This is a genomic window from Burkholderia sp. PvR073 (assembly GCF_054055695.1).
The window spans coordinates 132725-158703 of record NZ_JBSRXO010000001.1 but is presented as its reverse complement, the minus strand read 5'-3'; the positions used below and the strand labels follow the sequence as shown (position 1 = coordinate 158703).

General features: G+C 62.0%; 18 protein-coding genes. 6 read left to right on the top strand and 12 right to left on the bottom strand.

Features of this window, described 5'->3' with window-relative positions:
* Positions 1 to 9: 9 nt before the first annotated feature.
* The 4 genes from ACVK00_RS00685 to ACVK00_RS00670 all read right to left on the bottom strand — a co-directional run bounded on the left by ACVK00_RS00685 (position 10) and on the right by ACVK00_RS00670 (position 6838).
* Positions 10 to 2409 carry an efflux RND transporter permease subunit gene (locus tag ACVK00_RS00685; protein ID WP_228909557.1) on the bottom strand — a complete coding sequence of 800 codons (2400 nt, stop codon included), beginning with the start codon at positions 2407 to 2409 and terminating at the stop codon, positions 10 to 12.
* Positions 2410 to 2416: 7 nt separating this feature from the next.
* Complete coding sequence (locus tag ACVK00_RS00680; RefSeq protein WP_284893845.1) at positions 2417 to 4123, bottom strand: DUF1302 domain-containing protein; 1707 nt, start codon at positions 4121 to 4123, stop codon at positions 2417 to 2419.
* 16 nt (positions 4124 to 4139) lie between these two features.
* Positions 4140 to 5459 carry a DUF1329 domain-containing protein gene (locus ACVK00_RS00675; RefSeq protein ID WP_228909559.1) on the bottom strand — a complete coding sequence of 440 codons (1320 nt, stop codon included), beginning with the start codon at positions 5457 to 5459 and terminating at the stop codon, positions 4140 to 4142.
* 398 nt (positions 5460 to 5857) lie between these two features.
* On the bottom strand, positions 5858 to 6838 hold the full coding sequence (locus tag ACVK00_RS00670) for an aminotransferase class IV (RefSeq protein ID WP_284893846.1): 981 nt from the start codon (positions 6836 to 6838) through the stop codon (positions 5858 to 5860).
* A gap of 417 nt (positions 6839 to 7255) precedes the next feature.
* Here ACVK00_RS00670 and ACVK00_RS00665 point away from each other — a divergent pair, with 417 nt between their 5' ends.
* The gene (locus tag ACVK00_RS00665; RefSeq protein ID WP_284893847.1) at positions 7256 to 8716 is read left to right on the top strand and encodes an aldehyde dehydrogenase family protein; all 1461 of its coding nucleotides are present in this window, start codon (positions 7256 to 7258) and stop codon (positions 8714 to 8716) included.
* A gap of 175 nt (positions 8717 to 8891) precedes the next feature.
* Here the strand turns inward: ACVK00_RS00665 and ACVK00_RS00660 are convergent, their stop codons facing one another.
* Complete coding sequence (locus ACVK00_RS00660; protein WP_228909562.1) at positions 8892 to 9491, bottom strand: TetR/AcrR family transcriptional regulator; 600 nt, start codon at positions 9489 to 9491, stop codon at positions 8892 to 8894.
* Positions 9492 to 10061: 570 nt separating this feature from the next.
* The gene (locus tag ACVK00_RS00655) at positions 10062 to 10691 is read right to left on the bottom strand and encodes a TetR/AcrR family transcriptional regulator (protein ID WP_228909563.1); all 630 of its coding nucleotides are present in this window, start codon (positions 10689 to 10691) and stop codon (positions 10062 to 10064) included.
* 74 nt (positions 10692 to 10765) lie between these two features.
* Here ACVK00_RS00655 and ACVK00_RS00650 point away from each other — a divergent pair, with 74 nt between their 5' ends.
* The 5 genes from ACVK00_RS00650 (at position 10766) to ACVK00_RS00630 (ending at position 15117) form a co-directional block, all read left to right on the top strand.
* Positions 10766 to 10909: a hypothetical protein gene (locus ACVK00_RS00650; RefSeq protein WP_228909564.1), complete on the top strand. Its 144-nt coding sequence runs from the start codon at positions 10766 to 10768 to the stop codon at positions 10907 to 10909.
* A 216-nt stretch (positions 10910 to 11125) separates the two neighbouring features.
* Positions 11126 to 11983, top strand: coding sequence for an NAD(P)-dependent oxidoreductase (locus ACVK00_RS00645; protein ID WP_228909565.1), 858 nt, complete (start codon positions 11126 to 11128; stop codon positions 11981 to 11983).
* A gap of 21 nt (positions 11984 to 12004) precedes the next feature.
* Entirely contained in the window at positions 12005 to 12883 is an 879-nt protein-coding gene (locus ACVK00_RS00640; RefSeq protein ID WP_284893848.1) for a phytanoyl-CoA dioxygenase family protein, read from the top strand.
* Between the two features lie 192 nt (positions 12884 to 13075).
* Entirely contained in the window at positions 13076 to 14224 is a 1149-nt protein-coding gene (locus ACVK00_RS00635) for an MFS transporter (RefSeq protein ID WP_284893849.1), read from the top strand.
* 203 nt (positions 14225 to 14427) lie between these two features.
* Positions 14428 to 15117: a hypothetical protein gene (locus ACVK00_RS00630; RefSeq protein WP_284893850.1), complete on the top strand. Its 690-nt coding sequence runs from the start codon at positions 14428 to 14430 to the stop codon at positions 15115 to 15117.
* A 164-nt stretch (positions 15118 to 15281) separates the two neighbouring features.
* On the opposite strand, the gene ACVK00_RS00625 is transcribed toward ACVK00_RS00630, so the two are convergent.
* The 6 genes from ACVK00_RS00625 to ACVK00_RS00600 all read right to left on the bottom strand — a co-directional run bounded on the left by ACVK00_RS00625 (position 15282) and on the right by ACVK00_RS00600 (position 25872).
* Positions 15282 to 16550, bottom strand: a complete 1269-nt coding sequence (locus tag ACVK00_RS00625; protein ID WP_284893851.1) for an aminotransferase class III-fold pyridoxal phosphate-dependent enzyme — start codon at positions 16548 to 16550, stop codon at positions 15282 to 15284.
* Between the two features lie 301 nt (positions 16551 to 16851).
* Entirely contained in the window at positions 16852 to 18036 is a 1185-nt protein-coding gene (locus ACVK00_RS00620; protein ID WP_284893852.1) for an acetyl-CoA C-acyltransferase, read from the bottom strand.
* Between the two features lie 53 nt (positions 18037 to 18089).
* Complete coding sequence (locus ACVK00_RS00615) at positions 18090 to 19913, bottom strand: acyl-CoA dehydrogenase (RefSeq protein WP_284893853.1); 1824 nt, start codon at positions 19911 to 19913, stop codon at positions 18090 to 18092.
* A gap of 152 nt (positions 19914 to 20065) precedes the next feature.
* A complete protein-coding gene (locus ACVK00_RS00610; protein WP_284893854.1) occupies positions 20066 to 21028 on the bottom strand; it encodes an SDR family NAD(P)-dependent oxidoreductase in 963 nt (320 codons plus the stop codon).
* A gap of 105 nt (positions 21029 to 21133) precedes the next feature.
* Positions 21134 to 22039: a phytanoyl-CoA dioxygenase family protein gene (locus tag ACVK00_RS00605; protein WP_284893855.1), complete on the bottom strand. Its 906-nt coding sequence runs from the start codon at positions 22037 to 22039 to the stop codon at positions 21134 to 21136.
* Between the two features lie 644 nt (positions 22040 to 22683).
* Positions 22684 to 25872: a bifunctional cytochrome P450/NADPH--P450 reductase gene (locus ACVK00_RS00600; protein WP_284893856.1), complete on the bottom strand. Its 3189-nt coding sequence runs from the start codon at positions 25870 to 25872 to the stop codon at positions 22684 to 22686.
* Positions 25873 to 25979 lie beyond the last annotated feature (107 nt).

Genomic DNA, 25979 nt, shown 5'->3' with positions numbered 1-25979 from the left:
TCCTCTTCTTCAATGAGCGAGCAGGCCGGGTGCGCGCGCGGGCCGGCGTCTCGGGAACAGGCGCTCGAGCCACACGGCGAAGGCGGGCAGCACGGTCATGGCCATGACCATATTGACGATGAACATGAATGCCAGCAGCTTGCCCATGTCCGCCTGAAACTTGAGCTCCGAGAACGACCAGGTGGCCACGCCGATCGCGAGCGTGATGGCCGTGAAGATGGTCGCCGTGCCGATCTCGAGGATCGATTGTTCGAGCGCCTTGACGATTCCCACGCCGTTGGCGAGATGCAGTTGCAGCCGGTTGTAGATATAGAACGCGTAATCGACACCGATGCCGACCGCGAGCACCATCACCGGCAGCGTGGCGACGGTCAGGCCGATCTGCAGCTCCTTCATGAACCAGTACCCGATGAACGTGCCGATCGTCAGCGGCAGGCAGCAGGCGAGCACGGCGCGCAGGTCGCGGTACGTGACGAGCACGAGCAACACGATGGTCGCGTACACGTAAAGCATCATCGGCAGCTCGCTGCGCTCGATTTCGTCGTTGACCGCGGCGAGAACGCCGGCGTTTCCGGACGCGAGCCGGATCTTCACGCCAGGCAGCTTGTTCGTGTCGCGAAAATGCTTCGCGGCGGTGATCACCTGATTGATCGTCGTTGCCTTGTGGTCGGCCAGATAGATGTTCACCGCGGTCATGCTGCAGTCCTTGCGCATGACGCCCGGCGTGCGGGCCACCTCGCCGGCCAGTGACGAATAGTTGTCCGGATCGATCGGGATCGCCGACATCTTCGGGTTGCCTTCGTTGTACCCCTCGTTGTATTGACGCAGCAGCGAAGAAAACGACACGACCGACAATACGCCGGGAACGGCGCGCATCGACCAGACGAAGCGATCCTGATACGCACCGATCTCCACGTTGTTGCACGACTGCGGCGGCGCCTCGAAGACGATGGACATCCAGTCCAGTCCGACGTCATAGCTCGATGCGATCGACACCGAGTCCTGGTTGAAGCGGGCATCCGCGCGCAGCTCCGGCGCGCCTGCCTGCAGCGTGCCGACTACGCGGTCGCGGCTTTCCCACGCGGCCACGCAGAAGACCACGACGGCGGCCAGCAGGATGATCGCCGCGTTGCGGGGAACCGCGACTTTCGCGAGCACGCGCAGCACGCGGCCGCGGCGGGCGGCATGCAGCTCGGCGTTCTTCGCATAGCCGGGGTCGACCTTGAGCAGGGACGCGGCCAACGGAAGCATCACCAGATTCGTGACGATCTTGTACGCGACGCCGAGCGAAGCGGTGATCGCGAGCTCACGAACCATCGGAATCGGGATCAGGATCAGCGTGACGAAGGACACGAATGCGGTCACCAGCGCGAGCGTTCCGGGAATCAGCAGCCCGCTGAAGCTGGATCGGGCGGCCTGCTCGACGGACTTCCCGTGCGAGATCTCACGAACGATGAAGTTGATCTGCTGGACGCCGTGTGACACGCCGATCGCGAACACGAGGAACGGCACCAGCACGCCCAGCGGGTCGAGCCCATAGCCGAGCAGATGCAGCGTGCCGAACTGCCAGACGAGCGAGACGAGCGAGCAGGTGAGCGGCAGAATCGTCAGGCGGACCGAGCGGCAGTACCAGTAGACGGCCAATGCGGTCAGCAGCAGCGCGATCGCGCAGAACTTCAGGACGGACGACGCACCGTTCGCGATATCGCCGATCTGTTTCGCGAAGCCGATGATCTGGACCTCGTAGTTCGCATCTTCGAACTTCGATCGCAATTGCGATTCGAGCGCACGGTCGAATGCGACGTAGTCGATCCGCTCGCCTTTCGCGTCCAGCTCGTTGAGGTCCGCGGTGACCATCGCACTGGTCTGATCGCGAGACACGAGATTGCCGACGAAACCGCCCTGCGCAGTCGAGCGCGAAATGGCGCTGACCGTGTTGCCGTCGAGTTGATCCGGCGTCACGGTGCCGGGAATGAGCGGGTCGGCCCGGAAGCCGTCTTCGGTGATCTCGTTGACGAATGAATTGGGCGTCCAGAGCGATTGAACGCTGCTGCGCGAGACGTTCGGCAAAAACGTGACCGCCTGCGTGACGTCGTAGAGCCGCTTCAACGCGGTGGGCGTCCAGATGCTGCCGTGGCGCGCTTTGACGACGACGATCAGGCGATTGGCACCGAGCAGGTCGCCGCGATACTGGTTGAAGGTTTCCGTGTATTCGTGGCCGAGAGGAAGCTGCTTCTCGAACCCCGCATCCATGCGAAGCTTCACGGCGAAGGAGGCCATGACGACCGTGAACAGAACCAGGAGTCCCAGAACGAGCCGCCTGTGACCGAACAGCGCATTTTCCAGCGAATGAAGCATTCTCAGCAGCTTGCCGGGTCGGGCTGCGTCGGAAACAGGCGTTTGGTTCATATTGACCTCAGAAATTGCGAGAAGCGACGACAGCCACGAAGTCCCTGTCACGTAGCGGGTTGGCCAGCGGGTTGGTCGGGCCCATGAAGCGCGTGTAGTTCAACGCGACCTGCCAGTTCGCCGGGTTCTGTATGAAATTCACATACAGGTTCATCGCCGTCACGCCGCGCATGAACTGGGCGTTCACGTTCGGCGTATTGCCGAACAGGCCGTACCGGACGTATATCCCCGGATTGACCTGCCACCCGGGAATGACGGTGCCGTCGTAGACCCAGTTGAAATCGACGTCGATCCCGCCGGAGTATTTCGTGCCCTGTGCACTACCCGGCGAGTTGAGTGCGCCCGTCGCGAACAGGTCGTTGAATTCGTTCCCCCACAGCAGCGCACCGGGAGAAATCGGCGAGCCGCCATAGCTCTTGTGAAGCCCCGGATAGGCAATGATCACCGTCTCGGTCGTCAGCGTGGCGGTCTGCGCGCCGAGCAGCTTGAGGAATGCGCCGGAATTGCCCGGCTGGAGCGAGTAGAGGGTAGTCAGGTGCCACTGGAAACGCTTCTCGTCGACCCAGCAGTTGCCGCCTTGCGCGACGCATCCACTGGCCGGATTCAGCGGAACGGCGTCGCGCGGACGGTACGACAGTTCGGTGCCGATCGCCCAGTCGCCAACCGGGAAGTTCGCGCTGACACCGATCATGTGGCGGTCTTCAGGAAACCTGAAGACGGTCCCGCCCGTCGAGCTCAGCGACACCTGTGGAAACTTGTCGTGGTACGCGATCGTATAGAAACCGAGGTTCAGGTCCGTTCCCGCGGGCTGATAGCGGACGGAGAAACCGTACTGCCCGCCGTTCTTCGGATGCACGGTGGCCACGCCATACGCGTTGTTGCCTGGCCCGACGATCTGATTGGACCAATAGCTGCCGACGGGGGGTAGATAGTTCTGGTTCCAGTTGCTCTGGACGTACCCTTCGACGTTCACGCCGTGACCGAGGCCGGACGCGACGCTCAGTATCGGGGCCGGCAGGATGATTTCCTTGACCTGCGCGCCGGGCTGCGAAGCGCGATTCACGTCGATCGCATTCGTCGCGTTGATCCCGCCGACTTCCCAGACGCTTTCGCCCCAGCTGACGACCTGGTTACCCACGCGGATACGCGCAATCTGGTCGCCGACGTTGAACTGCTTGCTGACCCACAGGTCGAGCAGGCGCGGCTTGAAGCGGATGTTCTTCTCGGCATCGGACGGGAGTCCGCCGCTCAGGCTCGGCGCAGGATTGTAGAAGAGATCCTGCCCGCTGGTCGCGCCGGACGTGCGGGTGCCGGAGTAGTCGTATTGCCAGGTGCCGCGCGCCATGAACGTCAGCCCCTGCGACGGCATCTTCAGCAGCAGCTCGTGGTTGCCCTTGAGATAGCTGGTGAACGGATCGCCCTTCTTGTAGTTGATGTCGCCTTGATCGGAGAGCCCGCTCAGTTGACCGAGCCGGCCGCCACCGGTCGGTGCACCGGTGGCCGCGTCATAGGTCGGCGAGACGAGATTGCTGCTGGGCGACGCGGTTCGAATCCCGACGCCCGCCGACACCGTCGAATCGAAACTGCCTTCGACATTGCCGATCGTGAACGTGAAGGCGTGCGCGCTGCCGCACCCGAGGGCGACGAGCGCCGAGACCGCCGCGCGCACGAACGCCACACTGCAGCGGGGCTGAAATGAGGAGGGGGTAGCCATTTTGTGTCGGCCCCTGTCAACGCTCGCTCAACGCGCGAAGATTGTCGGCGTTGTAGAAGCTCGGCTTGTAGTGTTGGTCCGCCGACGAGTCGACCGACCACTTTGCGTCCCGCCCGGCCGCTAGCATCGAACCGTCCACGAGGTACCGGCCGTCGACGAGGTTGTATTGAGCGAACGCGAGCGTGTCGCAGCTTCCCGTCTCGTACACCGGAATGATGTAGCCCTCGCGGACTTTCGAGATGTTGCCCTGCGCGTCGTAGTCCACCGCGCCGAGGTAGCTCCAGCTGTCTTCGTCGACGTAGAACAGGCGCTTCGGCGCGGTATGGCGCATGCCCTGCTTGACCGTGGCTTCCACGACCCACACGCGGTGGAGTTCGTAGCGGCGCTTCGACGGATTCACGAAGTCCGGGCCATACGCGTCTTCGAATTTGTCGGAGAAGTCGTACATGCCCAGGTCGTTGTAGGTCACGATCATTTCCTTCTTGCCGAGCAGCTTCCACGAGAATCGGTCGGTCTGCCCGGAGAAGACCAGCGCTTCGTCCATGTTGTACTGGTTGTCGAAGCCGATCTGCGGTGCGTCGTAGGCGTACGACGGCATGCGGCGGGTACGGCGCTGGCCGGGGAAGTAGTAGAAGACTTCGGTCGGCTTGCCGGCGTAGGTCGTGAAGATCGCGGCCTGGCCGGCAATGGCGGCCGGCGACTTGTACGCGTAGTACGCGTTGCCTTCGACCTGGTTGACCTTCGCAAACGCCGTGCCGGATTTGTCGCCCCACGGCTGGTAGATCCACGCGTCCGACACGTTCTTGATCCAGTCGGACGCACCCTTGCGCGGCGAGACGACGGTGATGATGTCGCGCATCTCGACACCGGCGCCGCGGTAATGCAGCTTCGCGTTCCACATCACTTCCGCGCCGGTCTTGGGCGCGGGGAACGGGTAGCCGGGCAGGCGGGCATCGGCGAGTTCCGAGCCGTCCGCGGACATCTTGGCGAAGCCCACGTTGTTCTTCGTGTTCTCCGCGACGAAATCCGGGACGCCGCAGGTGCGCCGCGATGCATAGACCGGCATCGTGAAGCCCTTCAGGTTCTTCAACAATGCAATCTGGCCCGGATTGAGCTTGTCCGCGTATTTGTCGACATTGCTGGCGTCGATCGTGTACAGCGGCTTGTCGGACTTGTATTTGAAGAAATCCGCGCGGCGTTTGCCGAACGTCCAGCCGGGCCCGACGTTGCCGACCTGCGCCCAAGCGGGAATGCCGCTGGCGGTGCCGGCGATCTCGGCGCCGGACGGCGTATGAGACGAGTCCAACCCTTCCGCAAACGCGCTGGTCAAAGTCATCGCGACTGCGGAAGCGAGAAGCGACGATTTCGCTGCCGATCGAACGAGCGAAGCGGATTGTTTGAAAGAATGCGTCTTGACCACATCAATCTCCTTGACCTTGACCGGGTAACGTGCGCCCGTCAAAAGGGTTGGGCATAGGCGAATGTATGCGAACGTAGCGATTTTCGTTGCAATTGATTCGTAATGCGAATTATAGAAACGTGCGTTTTACCGTCTTTTGCATGAATCAACCGGCCCGTTCATCCGTGTTGCATCGGTGCCCGGGTTGTCCGGCACACCTGATGGCGTGCCGGACGGTGTGTGCTGCATGCAGCTGACTTTCGTTTGCCGAAGCCGGGTACGGTCTGCTCGACCGGCGCGGCTCCGTACGCGTGCCACCTTCGGGTGGCGTCGGCTTATGCCGCGACCGACGACAAGTATTCGGCCGGCTGCGCGTGCCAGCCTGCCCAACGCTTCTCCCAATACAGGTTGTGAATCTTCTCGGAGATCGGGCCCGGGCCGTTGCGATTGCCGAGCGGCTGATCGTCGATCGCGCTGACGGGCATGATCCCGCCCGCGGACGACGACGTGAACGCTTCATCGGCTTCGCGCAACTGGGTCGCGGTGTATGTGCCGATGTTCACCTTCAGGCCGAGCTCGGCGGCGATGTCGAACACGCTCTGGCGCGTAATACCCAGCAGGCAGCCTTCTGCAGGCGTATGGAGCTCCCCGTTCTTGATGAAGAAGATGTTCGCACCGGCCGCTTCGGTGAGGTTGTCGTGTTCGTCGACGAGCACGGCCCAGTCCTTTTCCTGCGTCATCGCTTCGAACAGCGCAAGCTTCATGTCCATCCAGTGGAAGTTCTTGGCAGTCGGGTCGACCGCTTTCGCGGAGATGCGGTTGTACCGCTTGCTGACCAGCAGGTTCGAGCCGCGCGTGCGGATCTCGTCGTCCGCCTGGAAGAAGAACGGCACCGCGAACGCAAACATCGCGTTCTTCATCGCGCTGCGGTCGCGGCGGTCGACACTCAGCGGGCCGCGGGTGACGCACCACCACACGTATGCGTCTTTCAGGCCGGCGTTGCGCACGAGGTTGTGCAGGATTTCACGGACCTGGTCGCGATTGAACGGATTCTCGAGGAAGAACTTCGCGGCCGACTCTTCCATGCGGGTGAGGTGATCGTCGAGCCGGAAGAAGTTGCCTCGCGACACTGTGACCACATCGTAGGCGGCGTCGGCATGCAGGAAGCCGGCGTCGACGAGCGGGACGGTCGCTTCGGTGATGGGGACATAGTTGCCGTCGCAGAAGGCGCTGCCGTCCGCGTAGCGGGGTTCATGCGGTGCACGAGCATGCAACGGGTGCTCATGCATGATCTGCTGGACCTGGATGATTGCCATGGTAATTACCTTTCGCTCCCGTGGGAGAGTTGCCGTTCGGCGTTGATGTCAGAAAGCGACCGGATCGCGGTGCGCTACTTTGCGGATGGCTTGCTGCCTGGCTATCCGGCTGAAAGTCTGCCACATGACTTGATCAAATGACCGTGTAGTAGAAAAGTATTGCTCGAAAAATGCGTTGTCGATGAAGGTTAACCCTCTGTGATGTGCGACCGACCCGCGATCAGCGGGGCAGACTTCAACGCGCCCGTTCTGCAAACGTGCAACGAGCGTCGTACTCTGCGTCGCTTTTGGCAATGCTGATTATTACGTAGTCTTATGACTTGGACAAATGATCAAAAAAGGCGATAGTATCGGTCGTCCCGGGCGATTCCGAAGACTGACGACGTGCCCCGAGACCAACTGACATGGAGCGAGCTGATGGCGATTTTTGAAGCAGATCATCTCCGCCGGGCGTTCATCGGCGGGCGATGGGTGGAGCCGGTGAACGGGGGGATCGAACAGGAAATCATCGATCCGGCGACGGGCGAAGTCTCGGGCGTTTTGCTGTTCTCCGACGAAGCGGACGTGGACCGGGCCGCGAAGGCGGCGAGCGATGCCTTCGCCACATTCTCGAACACGCCGCTGGTCGAGCGGCTCGAGTTGCTCGAGGCCGTGATCGGTGTGTACACCGAGCGGATGCAGGATATGGCGGATGCAATCACGCTCGAGATGGGCGCGCCGATGGATGCGATTTCCCGTCCGCTTCAGGCGGCGCTGGGGCTCTGGCATCTTCATACGACGCTGGAAGTCGCCAGGCAATACCCGTTCGATCGCATCCAGCGCACATCTCGGATCGTGAAGGAGCCGGTAGGGGTGTGCGGGTTGATCACGCCGTGGAACTGGCCGATGAACCAGGTCATGTGCAAGGTCGCACCGGCGCTGGTGTCGGGTTGCACGATCGTGCTGAAGCCGAGCCAGAATGCACCGTATTCGGCCATCGTGCTCGCCGAGATCCTCGAGCAGGCAGGGGTGCCGCCCGGCGTCTTCAATCTCGTGCAGGGCTCGGGGCAGCGCCTCGGGCGGGCGATCGCTTCCAGTCCGCTCTTCGACATGGTGTCGCTGACGGGGTCGACGAGCGCGGGCGTGGAGGTGGCCCAGGCTGCGGCGACGACGATCAAGCGGGTGACGCTGGAGCTCGGCGGAAAATCGGCGAACATTATTCTGGACAGCCAAAACTTCGAGCAAGGCGTCACGCATGGCGTGCTGCAGATGATGGCCAATTCCGGCCAGACCTGTACCGCGCCGTCGCGCATGCTGGTGCCGGCGCATCGCCTCGACGAGGCGGAAAGGATCGCGGCGCCCGCGTGCGCGCAGGTCGTGGTCGGCGATCCGCGCGACCCGCGCACGACGATGGGCCCGGTGGCGAACCGGCGCCAGCATCGCAAGGTGCAGGAGATGATCCAGGCGGGCATCGACGAGGGCGCGCTGCTATTGTCGGGCGGGCTCGGCAGTCCTTCGGGACTCGAAAGAGGCTACTACGTGAAGCCGACCATCTTCAGCCGCGTGAACAATCGCATGAGGATTGCGACGGAGGAGATTTTCGGTCCGGTCCTTGTAATCATTCCCTATCGGGACGAATCGGACGCCGTCGCCATCGCCAACGACTCGCCGTACGGTTTGTCCGGCTACGTCTATGGTGAATCGATCGAGCAGGCGGAGCGGGTCGCCAGACAATTGCGGACCGGGATGGTGCATTTGAACGGTGCGGCCGTCGACATCGCGGCGCCGTTCGGCGGTTACAAGCAGTCCGGCAACGGGCGCGAATGGGGCTACGCCGGCATCGAGGAGTTTCTCGAGACGAAGTCCATGTTCGGTGCGGTGCCGGATGCGGTCAACTGAAGGGAATCGACGACGGGCGCCCATGTCGGGTGGGCGCCCCGCGTCAAGCCGCCGCCTATCTACGAAGCCGCGACGATGTCGCGTGCTGCCTTCCTGCGCGGTGTTGCGCGGGCGGGCATCGTAGCGGCCTTGCCACGGTGTCGGCTTTCGGTGCAACGACGCACCGCGCCGATTTTCAGGCGCGTGCCGTCGAGTTCGAGAGGGAGGCGGCCAACGCTTCCAGGGCCGAACTTGCGCTATCCAGGTTCGCCCGCAGCCTGCCGATATTCGGTTCGGCCTGCCAGCTATTCAGCAATCCGTCGACCAGGATGATGCTCATTCGGGCGACGGGTTCGATCACGTCAGGGCTGACGTGCGGGGCTTGCTTGCCGATATAGGCGACCATGCGTTCGACAGTCTGGATATAGGTCTTCAACGCGAAATCCGGACGATGGCGTTCTGCCCACTGGATCAGTTCGGATTGCGCTCGCGCGTACGATGGATGCTGAACGAGCCATTCGACGGTCTTGCGCAACTGCCATCCGGCGAGTTCGCCGAACGACTGAAATTCACCATGAGCGAGAGTGTTCGTCGCGAGAAGATCGAACAGCGATTCGTACACCGCGTTGAACAGATCGTCCTTGGTATGAAAGACATAATGGAGGGATGCGAGCGGGCAGCCTGCGGCTTGGGCAATGCGCCGCGTGGTGGCTCCAGCGACACCGTGCGCGGCGATGACCTCTACAGCAGCGTCAACAAAATCTTGTCGCCGCAACGCAGCGCGAATTCTTGCCATTGGTAAGCTCCGGTACCCGAAAATCCTCGTCAGTGACGTCTTGTGGGCGTGTAGCGCTCATTCGTGATACGTGGTCAAGTGACCATGACGTGGATGAATTATGTCGGCTTCTTGAAAGTTTGTCCATGGGGCGGCCAGCTTCCGGTTTTCGTTCCGCGAATATCCCGCTTGCATTGAATTGCTGACGAGAAGCGTGTTCCGTTGACTTGGTCATGTGACCAATAAAACGTTACGCAGGCGGCCATGTGCTGTCGATGGAGGTAAACCCGTGCGCGAGGCTCGACGCTCGCCTGTCATGTCACGTTTCCGTGAGGATCGAAGCGAGAGGGGGAGCGATTTGTCTGGAATGCCTGCGGTGCCGATGACGCGCGTCGCGCTGACCACGCCGGGGGCGCGAGCGATGGTTCTTCAAGGGCGCCCTTGAGCAGGGCTCGCGTGCGGGCGCGGCGGCGCATGGGATGAAACTGTCGGCATCATGCGCCGTGCCGCGTGGAGGTGCCGACCAGATGATGCGAACCTCGCGGCAGCGAGGTTGTCGGGAAGCGAATGCGTGGGCGACGCGGCAGAAGCTTACTGCTTGCGCGCCGTCTTGCGAGTGGCCTTCGCAGTGGGCCGAGCATCCGAAAGGGTTGCCGCATAGGCGGCCAGCATCTTGCTCGCGTGATCGACATCGGTCGCCAGGCGTTTCGAGTCTTCCTGAGCGAACCAGGAAAAAAGCAGCCCGTCGGCCAGGGCAATGGTCAGTCGCGCGACGGCATCCAGCGCCTTGGCATCGGGGCGTGGCTCGGCGGAGGAAAGGTAGGCGCGCGCGCCTTCCAGCGAGATACGCAGGGCGCCGACGGCCACGTCGGGCTGATGCCGCAGCGCCCAGGTATACAGTTCCGACTGGGTCTTCGCGTAGGCCGGGTTGGCTTCGAACCAGGCCATCACCGAGCGCAGATTGAATTCCGCGAGATCGGCCAGGCTGCCATGCTCGGGCGCGTCCGGGCTGTCCGAGCGGATCAGGTCGATCAAGGATTCGTAGACGGCCAGTAACAGCTCGTCCTTCGAGTGGAAAACGTAGTGCAACGAAGCAAGCGGGCACCCCGCCGCTTCGGCGATGCGACGGGTCGTGGCGCCCTTCACACCGTGCTCTGCAATCACCGCGACAGTCGCCGCCACGAGGTCCTGGCGGCGGACTTCAGCCCGTACTCGCTGCATAGGCCAGCGCTCCGTTTTATGTTTTCGTTCAAGGATGCTACCCGCGCCGGGTAGTCGAATCGCCCGATATTAGCATGACGATGGGCAGGCTTTGGAAAGCCACGCAACGCATCGTCGAGCACGGATGTTGCATCGGACGCGGCGTGGAAAACATGGTGCGCCGGTTCGTGGCGGGCATGACTGCGGCGCTCCACGCAGGGAAGCAGCGCACGGCGTGACGATGCTGGCGCGGCGGTGCGCGGCGCCGCTGCGGTGGCCCGCTCGACGCGTTCATCGGGCGGCTAATGGAAACCCCGTATTCCCAATGTCATTTCGAAGCATAAGACTCGTACCTGCTGATATGGTCATTTGATCAAGTCTAATGATCTTGTGGTCCGGGCTGAGTGAGGGCTGCCTCCCGGAAACGTGATAAACGACATCGAAAGGGTATGCGAATGAGCAATTTGATTGCCGTCCTCGGCCTGGGCGCGATGGGATCCGCGATCGCTGTCTCGCTGATTGGACAGGGCGAGGACGTCGTCGTCTGGAACAGGAAATCCGGAAAGGCGCAACTCATGGCCGAGCTGGGCGCACGGGTGGCCGACAGTGCGATGGCTGCCTGTGCGCAGGCGGACGTGATCGTCATCGTGACTTCAACGCCGGTCGACCTCGCGGCGGATTTCGACGAACTCGGCGAGCGCCTGCAGGGAAAAACGATCGTCAATCTGGCAACGGGGCGTCCGTCCGAGGTCCTGACGCTGGATCGAATCGTGAGCCGCGCCGGCGCGAAATTCATCAGCGGAACCATCCAGTGCTTCCCGCCCGATATCGGCGGCGAGCGCGCATCCATCCTCCTGGGTGGCGACGAGGCTGTCTGGAACGAAGCCGAGTCCGTCGTTCGAAAGATCGCGCCGCAATCCGTCTACGTCGGCACACGCCCCGATGTACCGAATGTGCTCGACGCCGGGTTGACGGGCACGTTCGTTTTTGGCGCCGGCGCAGCCTTCCTGGAAGGTCTCCGGTTCGTCGTGGATTCAGGCATGTCGATCGACGAGATTCGCGGCCTGATTCCCACCTACATCGCCGGTCAGGCGCACTTCATCGAAGGCCTGTTCGAATCAGTGGCGGCTTCCGATTATCAGCCAAGGGGCGCGAGCCTGGACGTCTACGCGCGGGCGGTCGACCTGTTCCGGCAGGCACAGGAAGATGCAGGGTCGCCGCCACGCATCCTGAAAGCATTACGCGAGCGCATCCGGTCATCCGTCGCGCAAGGCGATGGTGAACGCGGATACGCGGCACTTTTCAATCATTGATACTTGTTGGAGGAAATCATCATGTCGTTGCAACGCCTTTCGAGCGATAGCACTCCTGACGATCTGGCGAACGCGGTTCGTCAGGACGGCGGTGCGATCGTCAAGAATTTCATCGGTTCCGACTTGCTCGCGCGTATCCAGCGTACGCTCTTCGATACGCTCGAGTCGGCTCCGAACGGCGTAGACGAATACTTTGCCGGGACGCAGACGCGGCGCGTGTCGCGTCTGTTCGCGCGTACCGACTGGATGGCCGAGGTCGCGTTGCATCCGCTCTACCTGGGCGCCGCGCGCAGCATTCTGCAAACGCCGATCAAGATCTGGAGCGGCGAAAACCAGGTCGATGTCGCACCCGATATCCAGGTGGGCGTGACGCAGGCCATTCAGATACTGCCGGGCCAAGGCCTGCAGCCGTTGCACCGCGACGATTCCGTATGGCTGTGGCGACACCCGAACTATGGGCGTGAAGCACGCTTCCAGGTGATGGTCGCGGTATCCGACTTTACGGAGGAAAACGGCGCGACCCTGGTCATTCCGGGCAGCCACAAGTGGGATGACGAGCGCATGCCCAGGCAGGAGGAAGCGATTCCCGCAGCGATGTCCGCCGGCGATGCGCTTTTCTTCATCGGCTCGACTTATCACGGTGGCGGAAAGAACGCCAGCAATGCGCCGAGAACCGGCCTGACGATGTCGTATGACCTGGCGATCCTCCGGCAGGAAGAAAACCAGTATCTCACGCTGCCGATTGAACGCGTGAAGCGCTACCCGGAAGAACTGCAGCGGCTGCTCGGCTGGACGTACGGCACGACGTTTGCCGGCTTTGTCGAGCGTAACGGACAGATGTCGGACCCGAATGACCTGCTGAAAATGAAGGATTTCCTCGAGGTCGGGCATTTCGACTAACGAGGACGTGGCGGGGTGGGGGTTCCGGCCCGGTAACCGGATGGCAACCGGGCGATTCCATCACGCGAGCGTCATTCGATTGTTTCGTGATGCGAACCAGTCATCTGAACAATGCATTCATGAATGCGAGCTGGAGAGCGATTCGACGCGTCGACGCGATTCCGCACTCGTGCAAACGATTGGGAGTAGATCGTGAATTACGAAATCAACGGAATCCGGAAAATCGCGCTGCTCTATACCGGAGCCGTGGTCTGGACACCAACCTACCTGCTTCCGTTCAACATCGAAGAGTCGATGGCCCGGTTCGGGCTGTCCGAAAGCAGCGCCGGGTGGCTCGCGTCCGCGGTACTGCTCTGCCTTTCACTGTCCATCGTGATCTTCGGACGACAGATGGCGACGTTGAACAAGCGAACGGGCGCGCTCGTTGCGGCGGCGCTCGCCGTGCTGTCGACCTGCGCGATGTTTTCGAATGATTTCCACATATTCGTCGCGGCAAAGCTGGTGCTCGGCGTTGCGCTGGGCGTCAGTTGCGTTTGTGCATACGGCGTCATTTCACACGTCAGGCACCCGGAGAAGGTCGCCGCGCAAGTGGCCGTGGCGATGGCCGTCATATTTTCCGGAGCGATGTACGTGGTACCGATCGCCACTGCGAAGATCGGCAATATCGGTGTCGATGCCGTCCAGTTCGCCATCGTCGTGGCGGGGCTGTTTTTTGCCGCGTTCATGCATCCTGCCGTGAACGCAGCCGAGGAAAACGTCGCGAAGGATGCGATCAAATCCAACGACGTCCGCGCGATGCTGGTAAGTGCGTTCTTTATTTACGTGTCGCAGACGGCGCTCATGGGATTCGCCGCGGAAGTGGCCGCAACCCGGGGCGTTGCAGCGGAGCAGCTCGGCATCCTGTTCATGGTCAATGCCGCTGCGCAATTGCCGGTGGGGGTAGCGGTCAACTGGTTGGGCGACCGCTTCGGCTTGTTCAAGCCGATCGCCTTCGGACTCGCGCTGTTGATCGCATGCAGCCTGGGCATGTATTGCGTGGGCGGCCGATGGGCGTTTCTCGTGTCGACGGCGCTCATCAGCGCCGGTGCGACGCTGATCGCCCCTTATATGGTGGCCGCGCTCTCGAAAATGGATGCCAGCGGAAGAAGCACCGCGACCTGCGCGTCGGCAATCAATCTTGGCTTGGCGGTCGGCCCCGCGATTGCCGGCACGGTGTTCGGCGTGGCAGGTTTGCGCGCGGTCGGCTGGCTTTCCGTCGGGCTGCTGGTCGTGCCGATTTTCCTGACCAGTGTTGCGATCCGGCAGCTCAAGTCGCGACATGCCCGGCCCGCGATCGCTTGACGCGACAGGCCAGACAACCGCGTTGCCGGCCGAGCTCGCGCCGGCCGCTGCGCGCGTTGGTGCGGTACCGGCCGCCCGGCATGTCGAGCGGAACCCGACGGATCCCTGTCGCGCGATGTCGCATCGGGACGCGATGTATCGACTCGTATTGATGCGGGCAAGCGCAAACGAGATCCAGGTCTTGACGATCGTCGGAATAACTCATGGAACCCAAATTTCTTCTTTATTGTCTTGCCGACCTCGCGTTGATCGCGACTTCGCTCATCTATGGCGTGAAACTGCTCAGGAAACGCAACGCTCTCCTCGGATTCGAGTGGCTGGTTACGACGTTTTCGGCAACGAATCTGATGCTCAATGCGCTGACCGGCGAACCCGCGTTCTTCAGTGTTTCGCTGTTCTGCGATGCGTTTTCCAGAGGGTTTGGCATACCGATCATCACCATCGCAGGCATGATGGCGGTTACGCATCGATATAAGCCGTCGATCTTCATCGATGTCGTGTACGTAGTGGGTGCGCTGGCGGGAACCGTTGTCGTGTGGACAGCGGATTTCATGGTTCAACCCAAGCCGTATTTCTACCTGGTGATGTGGTCGTTGTTCTCCGTGTACCTCGTATACGTCGTCAAGAGGTTGCTGGGCGCCGGGGAGAAACGCACCGCCGTGAGCATGATCGTCGCGCTGGTGTCCACGCAGATCATTGCGAGCATCTACGACTTCCATCGGATACCAGGCGACAGCGATCACATGATTTTCTACATCTTTGCGCTGCTCTCGTGGTCTTACCTGTCCGTTGCCTTGTACTACGCGTATGGTGCGCTGGAGCGTGCGCAGGAACAGCAAATGAACCTCGATCGACGCCATAGCCTTGGCAGCCTGAGACGAAATCCGCTGTAGTCGGGGAGACCCCGCCGAAGTGCCGGTCGTTCTGCGTGCGAGACGAAGGGGCGACTACCGACGGTAGGGGCGGGCGGTCGATCGAGAGAGGCCGTGCGCGCCGGGCGAATCCGCCCGGCAATGCGGCCTTCAACCATCGGTCGAAGGCCCGCGAAACATCAAGGTCAACGCTGCACGGTGTCCAGAATATCGAGACGATTCAATGCGACCGACTTCTGTTTGAGTGCGCCGAACGCCGCTTCGGTCGCCTCGAGCGTACGCGCGATGTCTTCGTCAGTGTGGCTCGCCGTGAAGAACATGTTGTGCCACGGGTGAAGATAAGCGCCGTTCTTGACGACTTCCGAAGCCCATGCCCGGCCGCGGGACACGAGCTCGTCGTCACCTGCGAAAAGCATCTGGGGCATCACGCTCGGTCCGGTCTGCTTGAGCTCGAAGCCATGCCGCTCCGCTTGTTCGGCGAGGCCGGCGCGTAACGTGTCCGCCAGGCGCTTCGTGTGTTCGAGGTAGTCGGTCTCTCTGACCAGGCGCAGCGTTTCGATTGCGGCGGCCATCGGGACGGCGGACAGCCAGTAGGAGCCCGTGACGAAAATGTTCGTCGCGGCCTCCCGTGCCTTGTCGGAACCCAGGACCGCGGCGATCGCATAGCCGCCGCCAATGGCTTTGCCCCAGCAGCTGAGGTCCGGGTGCACGCCCCAATCCGACCATGAACAATCGCGCGAGAGGCGCAGCCCGGTACGGACCTCGTCCACGACCAGAAGCGCTTCCTGTTCATCAGCGAGGCGGCGGCATGCGTGGGCGTACTCGACCGACGGGAAGAACTGGTCGAAAAGCACTTCGTGGCGGAACGGCGTTGCGTAGATGGCCGCCACGTCACCGTCCACGCTCTTGACGGCGGCGTCGAGACTCTCGATATCGTTGTACTCGAAGTAGACGACGTGTGCGCGATCTTCCTTGGTAATGCCCGTCGTATACGGCACGTTCCACGGCGACGCGCCATGGTACGTGCCGCGCGCGACGAGAATCTTCCGCTTGCCGCGATAGGCTCGCGAGATCACCATGGCCATCGAAGTGGCATCCGAGCCGTTCTTGCAGAACATCGCCCAGTCGGCGTGGCTGACCTGTCGAGTGAGCGCCTCGGCAAGCTCGACCATCACCGCGCTCGGGCCCGTGGCCGTGTCGATGTTCTGCAACTGAAGGGCCGCCGCGCGCTCGATCTGCTCGTTGCCGTAGCCGAACAGATTCGTGCCGTAACCACACACGTAATCGATGTACTGGTTGCCGTCGACGTCCCAAAGATAGGTTCCCTTCGCTTTTGCGAAGTACAGCGGGAAGTCTTCCGTCAAATACTTGACGCTTTGGTGACCATACATCCCGCCCGGGATGACTTTTTCGGCTCTTGCAAACCACTCGCTCTTCTTCGCCAGCCTGTCCATGCTCGACTCCTTGTGAAAGATTCGTTTCAGGCGATACCAGATTGACATTCGATCAGTTGAATTGGTCGATTGACTTTCATAACGCGAACTACCGGGTCGAGTCGTAATGCTCGATATGGTAAAGAACCATGAGTCCCGGGCTGAATACGAACAGTATCCCGGCGACAAGCGAGAGTAAGATGAGTAAGCGCTTCGCCATGATCAGCCTCCGCGGTTGATGAGCTGAGTTAGAAAATCGATTGTTCGCGAACATGCCGGGAGCGTGAGGCGATGCCCGTATTCGCGGGAAACGAGCATTGCGTCAGACCACTTCGAACAGGCCGGCGGCACCCATTCCGCCTCCCACGCACATCGATACGACGACGTAGCGGGCGCCGCGCCGTTTGCCTTCGATCAGTGCGTGACCGACCATGCGCGCGCCGGTCATCCCGTACGGATGGCCGATGGAAATGCTGCCGCCGTTGACGTTGTATCGCTCGGGATCGATGCCGAGCTTCTCGCGGCAGTACAGCGCCTGACATGCAAACGCCTCGTTGAGCTCCCACAAGCCGATGTCGTCGGTCTTCAGGCCATGAAGCTTCAGCAGCTTGGGGATCGCGTAGATCGGGCCGATGCCCATCTCCTCCGGCGCATTGCCGACGACGGTCATCCCGCGATAGATGCCGAGCGGCATGGCGCCGATCTGCTGGGCGGTATTTCCGTTCATCAGGACGCACGCGCTTGCACCGTCCGAAAGCTGGCTCGCGTTGCCTGCCGTCACGACGCCGCCGTCGACTACCGGTGCGAGAGACGCAAGCGATTCGAGCGTCGTGCCGGGACGATTGCCTTCGTCCTGCGTAAGCGTGACCTCATGCTGCGACGTCTTGCCGGTCACTTTGTCGACGACCAGCTTTCGTGTCGTGATCGGGACGATTTCGCTCGAGAAGCGACCCGCGGCTTGTGCGGCGGCCGTGCGCAGCTGGGAGTCGAGGGCGTACTGATCCTGGACGTCCCGGGAGATCCCGTACTTGCGGGAAACGAACTCGGCGGTCTCGAGCATCGGCATGTAGGCCGCCGGTTGCACGGCCAGCACGTTGGGATCCTGGTCGGCGCGCGTCCACTCGAAGTAGCGCGTTTGAACTGCCGAGATATTCTCCTGGCCGCCCGCGACGACGACCTCCATCCCGTCATACATGATCTGCTTCGCAGCCGTCGCGATCGCCATCAGGCCCGACGCACATTGCCGGTCAAGCGTTTGCGCCGCGACGCTGGCAGGCAATCCGGCTGCCAGCACTCCATGTCGGGCGATATTGCCGCCGGCGGTGCCGGCGTTGAGGACCGAACCGATCACGGCGTCCTCGATGCGATCGGGCTCGATGCCGGCACGCAGCACCGCATGCCTGATCGCGTGCCCGAGCAGCGTGGGCGAGTGCGTGAGGTTGAACGCACCGCGATAAGCCTTGCCGATCGGCGTGCGCGCGGTGGAAACGATGACTGCGTCAATCATGGGGCATCCTTATAAAGCAAGCGACGAAATGAAATGGAGACGTTGCGTACGGATCAGAACCAGTGCTCCGGCATGGTGAGTGGCGTCGTCTCGACTGGATCGACCACGGCGAGCCACGCGGCCACCTTGGGCATTTCCCATCCGAAGAAGTAGTCGCATGCGGCGAGCTTGCCGCGATGGAAGTCGGTTCCCGTGGGGCCGTTCTCGAGCGTACTGGCCACAATTGCCTGATCGAGCCAAAGCCAGCCGACCACGACATGCCCGAATGCTTCGAGATAGGCAGCGGCGTTCGCCAACTGGACATCGGGATCGTCGAGCCGGTGCAACGCACCGGTGACGGTACGGATGCGCTCCCACGCGGCATTGAGCGTGCCGGCTTGGCGCTGGAGCGAACGGGCCGACTGCGCGCGCGATACCGTCGCGGCGATTTTTCTGTCGAGCGCCGCCATGGCGACACCGCCGTTTGCGCGTGTTTTGCGGCCCAGCAGGTCGAGCGCCTGAATGCCGAACGTGCCTTCGTGGATCGGATTGAGGCGGTTGTCGCGATAGAACTGCTCGACGTTGTACTCGCGTGTGTATCCATACCCGCCGTGAACCTGAATGGCGAGATCGTTGGCGACGAGGCCCCATTGCGATGGCCAGCTCTTGACGACGGGGGTGAGCAGGTCAAGCAGGCAATGGGCTTCTTCGCGGCCGTCGGCGTCTTCCAGCGACTGGATATCGTCGCTCAGACGCGCCGCGTAAAGGCACAACGCCAGCGCGCCCGACACATACGCTTTCTGGGCCAGCAGCATGCGCCGGACGTCGGCATGACGGATGATCGGGATCTGCGCGGAGGCGGGCGACCGGTCGGTGCGTGGCCGCCCCTGTACGCGCGTCTTTGCATAATCGAGCGCGTGCAGATAGCCCGTATAACCGATCGAGGCGGCGCTGAGGCCGACCGAAATACGCGCCTCGTTCATCATGTGGAACATATACGCCAGCCCCTTGCCGGGCTCGCCGACGATCTCGCCGATCGCCCCGGCCTTACCGTCCGGGAGGTAGCGGCCCTCGCCGAAATTGAGCAGGCAGTTCACGGTGCCGCGATATCCCATCTTGTGATTGATGCCTGCCAGCGCGACATCGTTTCGCGGGCCCGGCAGGCCGTCCGGGCCGATCAACTTGCGCGGAACCGTGAAGAGCGAGATGCCCTGGGTGCCCGGCGGAAGCTGGCCGCGCTCGTCGGGAATTTTTGCCAGCACCAGGTGGACGATATTCTCGGCAAGCTCGTGATCGCCGCCTGAAATCCACATCTTGTTGCCGAACAGGCGGTAGCGGCCGTCCTTGCTCGGGACCGCACGCGTGCGGATGTCGGCAAGGCTCGACCCGGCTTGCGGTTCCGACAGGCACATCGTGCCGAAGCACCGACCTTCCGACATGGCCTTCACGTAGTGCTCCACCCGCTCCCGTTCGCCGTGGGCCATGAGCAGATTGGCGTTGGCGATCGTCAGAAACGCGTAGCCCGCGGTACCCGGATTGGCTGCGAGCAAATACGCCATACCGGCCCGCTCCACGGTGCTCGGCAGGCTCATGCCGTTCCACTCGCCGGGGAACGACGCGCTGATCAGGCCGGCGTCCGAAAATGCGCGCAAGGCGATGCCGACTTCCGGATTGACGGTGACGCGTTCCCCATCGAATGCGGGTTCGTTGCTGTCGTTCTTCTTGTTATGCGGCTTGAAGAGATCCGTGGCGAGCGATTCGTAGACATCAAGCACGGATGTATAGTCGAAGCGGTCTTGCCCCGCATATCGTGGCCTGCCGGCAAGAGACTCGACCTGCAGCCAGTCGAAAAGAATGAACTCCACGTCGCGACGGGAGAGGGTGAGTTCGCTAGTCATGAAATAGAGCGGGTGGGCTTCGGTTGGCTTCGTAATCTGCAGGACAAAAACTGAGGAATCCGAATAACTGTCACCGGAAATCGGTCCCCCAGGCATGGCTGCGCGTGATGGTGTTCATTGCCACGACCGCGCTGCCGGACGGTACAGCACGTTCAGGTTTGCGCCGCGCTGTCCACGTGTTGTCGTGCACGGGGCCGCGCCTGTGCATTCGCGGCGGCGATGCCGGCCTTCTTGAGCTCGAGATCGCCCTGGGCCACACCGGACGAAGGAACGGTCTCGCCGTTCCGGTTCGTGACCTCGCCAAGGCGCTGCGCGAGCTGGTGCACGACGTAGTCGCCCGCCCCGAGATGGATGCCCGGCGTCAGCGTGATGTGTGCGCTCTCGAAGCTGCCCGCGCCTGCGCACAAGATCGTGCGGTTGGGCGCGTCTTCGCCGGCAAGCACTGCTACCGCGGGGCTGACCGACGCAGGCGACAGCGTGTCGAGGGTGTCCGCCGACATCAGGCCTTCGAGCATGCGCGTGCCAGCCGTCGGAGCCAGACAGTTCACACGAATGTCGTATCGCTCGCCTTCGATGGCCAGCGTCTGCATCAGCCCCACCAGCGCCATCTTCGCGGCGCCGTAGTTCGATTGCCCGAAATTGCCGTACAGACCCGACGACGACGTTGTCATCACGATGCGGCCGTACCGTTGCTCCCGCATGGTTTCCCACACGGCCTTCGAACAATTCACCGCGCCCATCAGGTGCACCTCGATCACCGCACGAAAGTCGTCGAGTGTCATCTTGCTGAAGCTCTTGTCGCGCAGGATGCCGGCATTGTTCACCAGGATGTCGACACGACCCCATTGCGAAAGCGCCTGATCGACCATGCACCGAACCTGTTCGAAATGGGTCACCGATGCGCTGTTCGCGATCGCCTTGCCGCCGGCCGCGACGATTTCGTCGACGACCTGCTGGGCGGCCGTGGCGGAGCCGCCGTTGCCGTTCACGTCGCTGCCGAGATCGTTGATCACGACCTTTGCCCCCAATCGGGCAAGCAGCAGCGCATGCTCGCGCCCGAGGCCGGCACCGGCGCCGGTCACGATTGCAACACGATTGGTCAGGTCAATGGTCATGGGTTGTCTCGTCGATGGTGAGGGTGTGGTACTTCGCGCATCCGCGTGAAGGAAGTCGGCGCCGCATGGTCCGAACCCGTCCGTATGCACGCTTGTGTGTGCGGCTCAAAGGCCGAGGTGCGTTGCAATATCGTCGTAGTCGACTTGCCACAGGCCCGGCGTGCCAGCCGGATATTGGGAGCGGAAGCCGATGATTCGCTGCACGCGCTTGGACAGGCTTCTCACGATGTCCATGTCGACGATGAACGGATACGCTTCCTCCGGCGTCAGGTAGGACGGTTGCATCGGCAGCGTGAGCCCGCGCCGGCGCTCGTTCTTCGTCACGTTGGCGCCGCCGCCGTGGATCACTTTTCCGCTGAACAGCAACGCGTCGCCGGCATCCATCTCGGCGGCAATGGTCATGTCGGGCGTGCCCTTGCTGTCGAAGTAGTCCTCGTCCCAGTTCTGGCTTCCGGGAATGATTCGGGTGGCGCCGTTTTCCTCGGTGAAGCGGGTGAGGGCAATCATCAGGTTCGTAAACACCGTCGGCCCGTTGACGCCGAGCGCGCATAGCGGCGGGAAGTTGCCGACATCTCGATGCAGCATTTGCGTGGTGTTGCCCGGGCCGATGTCGATCACCTGTGCAGTCGACAGCCACCAGTCGCCGGACTCTTCACGGTATAGCACCTCACCGAGTTCATGAAAAAGGTCGTCGTCGAGCACGCCGCCAAAGGTCTTGCTGTGCGTGATCATGTTCGTCAGGCGCTTCGTATGCGCGCCGTGGAATGCCTTGATCAATTCATTGTCGTGCGACGACCCTTCGCGAAGCCCTTCGAGCGGGCCGTCGACTTCGCGATTGATGTTCGCGACTTGTTCTTCCGACAGGTAGCCCTTGATCCGGACGCCGCCGTATCGATTCATCAGCGACACGATTTCCTGCGCGCTCGTCGTCTTGGGGACGATGGGGAGAGAGTCTTGAATGGTCCGGCTATTTGCGCTCATGGTTTTCTCGACGTGGTGGGGACGGGTCAATCAAAGCAGCGTCGCTTTCTGGATCCGGTATTCGTAAATGAAGTTGAGTATTTGACTTGATCATGTGACCGTATGTGCTCCGGCTTTGGGCGGCTGATTCCGTTCCCGATGGTCAACGGAGCGCATGCTCGCCACACCCCCGTCTCGACAGCCTGACGGTCCGACGGCCAGTGCTCGGTGCCGGATACGACAGGGCCGTCGGGTTATCGATGAGCCGGGGTGTTCGCGTCAAATATGGTCGGATGATCAAGTCAAGCGACGATGAAAAATTATCATCATGCTCCCCCAGGGTCGATCATGGTTAACCCGTTCGCTTTCCGAATGATTTGGCCGGTGAACGACACGAGACCGTGGCGGCATGGGCAAGAGGGACAGGGCCATCCGCTGAACGCGGCGCGAAGGATCGGTCGCGGCGGCCGGCATGCATGCGTGACGGCGGCGCCGTGTCGAATGGAAAGGAAAGATTGCCCATCCGGTTCGGTCAGTGATCGACCGGAGCCGGAGGGGAGGAGGCGAAGGCGAGGGGTGCCAGCCGGGGGGAATCCGGAGGCTAGTCGAGAGAACGCGGGAAAACCGCGGCGGCGTCGATCAAGCGCGCGTCGGCTCCCGCCCAACAACCGCATTTCGAATGGCCGTCGTGCGCATCAGGCGAACACATCGGCAACATATCGGCCATGCTCGCGTTCCATCGTGTCGATCCATGCACGAGCGTTCTCGTCGTTCTCGCCTGTTGCATCCTGGTAGATCCGACCCAGCGTGGCCCGCACGGCGGGCGCCATGTTCTTGCCGTCCCCGCAGACATAGACGACGGCGCCTTGCGCAAACAGCGCGGCGATTTTCTCGCGCTCGAGCCATACCTTGTCTTGAACGAAGCGAGCGCCATCCTCCGGGCGGTTCGAATAGGCCGGCATCACGTCGACCACACCGCGGTTCGCCCACTCGTCGAGCTCGTCGCGATAGAGAAAGTCGACGTCCGGGTCGTCGATGCCGAAGAACAGCAACGACGGGCCGACGTTCTCTCCCCGCTCTTTCTGTAGCGCACGCTCTTGCAGAAAGCCGCGGAACGGGGCGATACCGGAACCCGCGCAAATCATGATCATCGGAAGACCCGGTTCGGCCGGTGGCCGAAAGCGCGCATTCGACGGCCTGACCGCCACGGACACACCGTCCCCCGCGTCGGCCCGTGCGAGATACGACGACGCGACCCCCTCGTGACGGCCGTTGCCCGAAAGCGCGGGCGCATCGACCACGGCGATCGTCAGCGTAACGTGATCCGCTTTCCAGAGCGGCGACGATGAAATCGAGTACTGGCGTGCTTTCAGCGCGGGCAGCATGTCGAGGAACTGGTCGAACGGCAAATCGACGGACCCGAAGCGTTCGAGCAGATCGATGACGGTGGTTCGCTTTTCCAGAATCTCGCATTCGAACGCGCCGGCGCCCAGGCGCTCGAGCTCGACTTTCTCTGGTGGGCAGCGCGTGGCGGCGGCCAGCGTCGATACTTGCGAGCGGGTGGCCGGCACGGCCAGTTCGACGTAGCTCGAAAACAGCTCGCCGCAACCGATGGCCTGGCCGAGCGGCAGGCGGGGATTGCTCGATGCCCCTTCGATGACCACCTGCGTGTCCCAGCTCAACCGGAATCGGCGCAATACCCGATCGACGTTACGTTTCGAGTTGCGAGGCAGGACGGCCAGGTAATCGCCGGCGCGATAGGTCATCGTTTCCGGCAGCTTCAGTTCGATGTGCTTCTTCGAGCGGCTTCCCGGCGCACTAATATCGACCAGCTCTCGATTGTCGGTCACGATTGCGAGCGTCATGGCGTCAACGCTGAGCAATTTCTCGCGAACGTTATCGAGGAAGTTGATGCTGAGTGCGGGATGGCCATTTTGCGCAACCGGCGCTTCCTTCCCGAAGCTGATCGCAAAGTGGTTCCAGAGCTCGGCATACCATCGGTCGAACTCGCCAAAGAAGTCCCCGCCCGAATCGAGCTCGCCCCGGGCGTGAACGCGCGTGGCGCCCGCTTTCTCGAAGGCTTCGTCGACGCGCTTCGGGATCGCCTGATACGTTCTTGCCCACTGCTTGTTGCCGCATCCAAGCACGGCGAACTTGACTCCGTCCAGCGTTCCGTTGCTCATCGCCTCGATATACGGCAGAAACGCTCTCGCGTTGTCTGGCGGCTGGCCTTCGTAGGAAGCCGTGACGATCACGATCGCGGGGAACCCGTCGATTTTTCCCGCGAACGCATCGAGCGGGGCGCAGGTGGCATGAAAGCCGTGGCGGCCTGCGTCGCCTGCAATGCGCCGAGCAAACGACTCCGACGAACCCGTGTTCCCGCCAAACAGGACAAGCATCTTCGACGCGTCGTTGTCGGCGATCGACGTAGCGTGGTCGACGCTCGGGCGTTGGGCGCTCGCGTGGACGCGAAGCGTGTCGTTCGACACCTTGCGCGCACTTCGCGCCCGCGGCCGTACGTTGATACGCAGGTCGGTGGGCTTGAGCGTGAGGGTTTCGGCGACTTTCAGCTCATAGTCCGGATCGGCAAAGGAGAAGTCGAATCGCTGAAGCAGCATGATCAGAACGAGGTGGGCTTCCTGCATCGCAAACGGCCGGCCGATACAGGCGCGCGCACCATTGCCGAACGGTTTCCACGCGTTCGGCGGAAGCTTTTCCGCATGCTCCGGTGCAAATCGCTCCGGACGAAACGCCTCGACGTCGTCGCCCCAGACGCTGGTATCGCGATGCAGCATCGGCGTCAGGATCATGATGATGTCGTCTGGAGAAACGGCATATTTCCCGCCGAACGTGGTGTCGGCGAGCGGCGTGACGGCGAAGGCCGGGGCCGTCGGCCAGATCCGCAACGTTTCCATCAGGATCTGCTCGATGTAGCGCAGTCGCGCCAGATGCTCGATCCGCGGGGTGTCGTTGCCGACGACCTCGTCGACCATGCTCCGTGCTCGTTGCAGTACGTCCGGGTTCTTGAGGAGGAAATAGGTGGCAAAGGACAGGAGCCCGCTCGTCGTCTCATGCCCCGCGATCAGGAACGTGATCATCTGGAAGACGATATTCTCGTCATCGAGCTTTTCTCCCGTCACGGGATCGACGCCGTTCAGCATCCGGTCCAGCAGGTCCATCGCTTCTTCGTTGTCGTGCGGATGCTTGCGCCGGTCTTCGATCATCCTGGTCGCGAGCGATCGCATGACCTCGATATCCGCGTCGAACTTTCGACTCCGGCTGAGCATCAGCTTCGACACCAGTTTCGGCCGCAACTCGCGCTTGCCGGCCTCGCTGAGCGTGTCGACCATCGCGTCCACGAACGGATGCTGGTCTTCGCGGTAGAAGCTGTTGAAACGGCAGTCGAACGCACACAGCGCGATCGTATCGAGTGTCAGGCGCGTCATGTGATCGGACACGTCGACAGGCGTCTCGGGGCCGAATCGTTCCCAGTAGAGAAACATCTGATCGGCGATGTCGACCATCTTGTCGAACATCGACCAGATGCTGAGAGGCCCGAATGACTGCATCAGAACACGATGCGCCTTCGCCCAGTTCGGTTCATCGCTGAACGCCGTGAACAGCCCGTCGCCGATCGCCGGTCTCAGTTCGAGCAGGGACTGGTGCACGGACTTCTGAAACCGGCTTTCGTCGCACACCTCATCGACGAGTGCTTGCCCGCTGACGACGTAGTAACCTTGTCCGAACACCTCGAACCAGTAGACCGGCCCGTACGTTCGCGCGAGGTCCATCATCTTGGCGAGCGGCGATGGCCCGAGGACTTCCATCAGGTGACCGATGATGGGCTTCAGCGGCGGTTGCGGGACGAGGGCGGAGGATTTCATTTCAATCACCTTTCACAAGGACATGTCGAAGCGTCGTAGCTCAATCTAGTGAACGAATGTAAAATAGACAAAACGACGTGTCCAGAGCTTTTTTATGCCCCCTGATG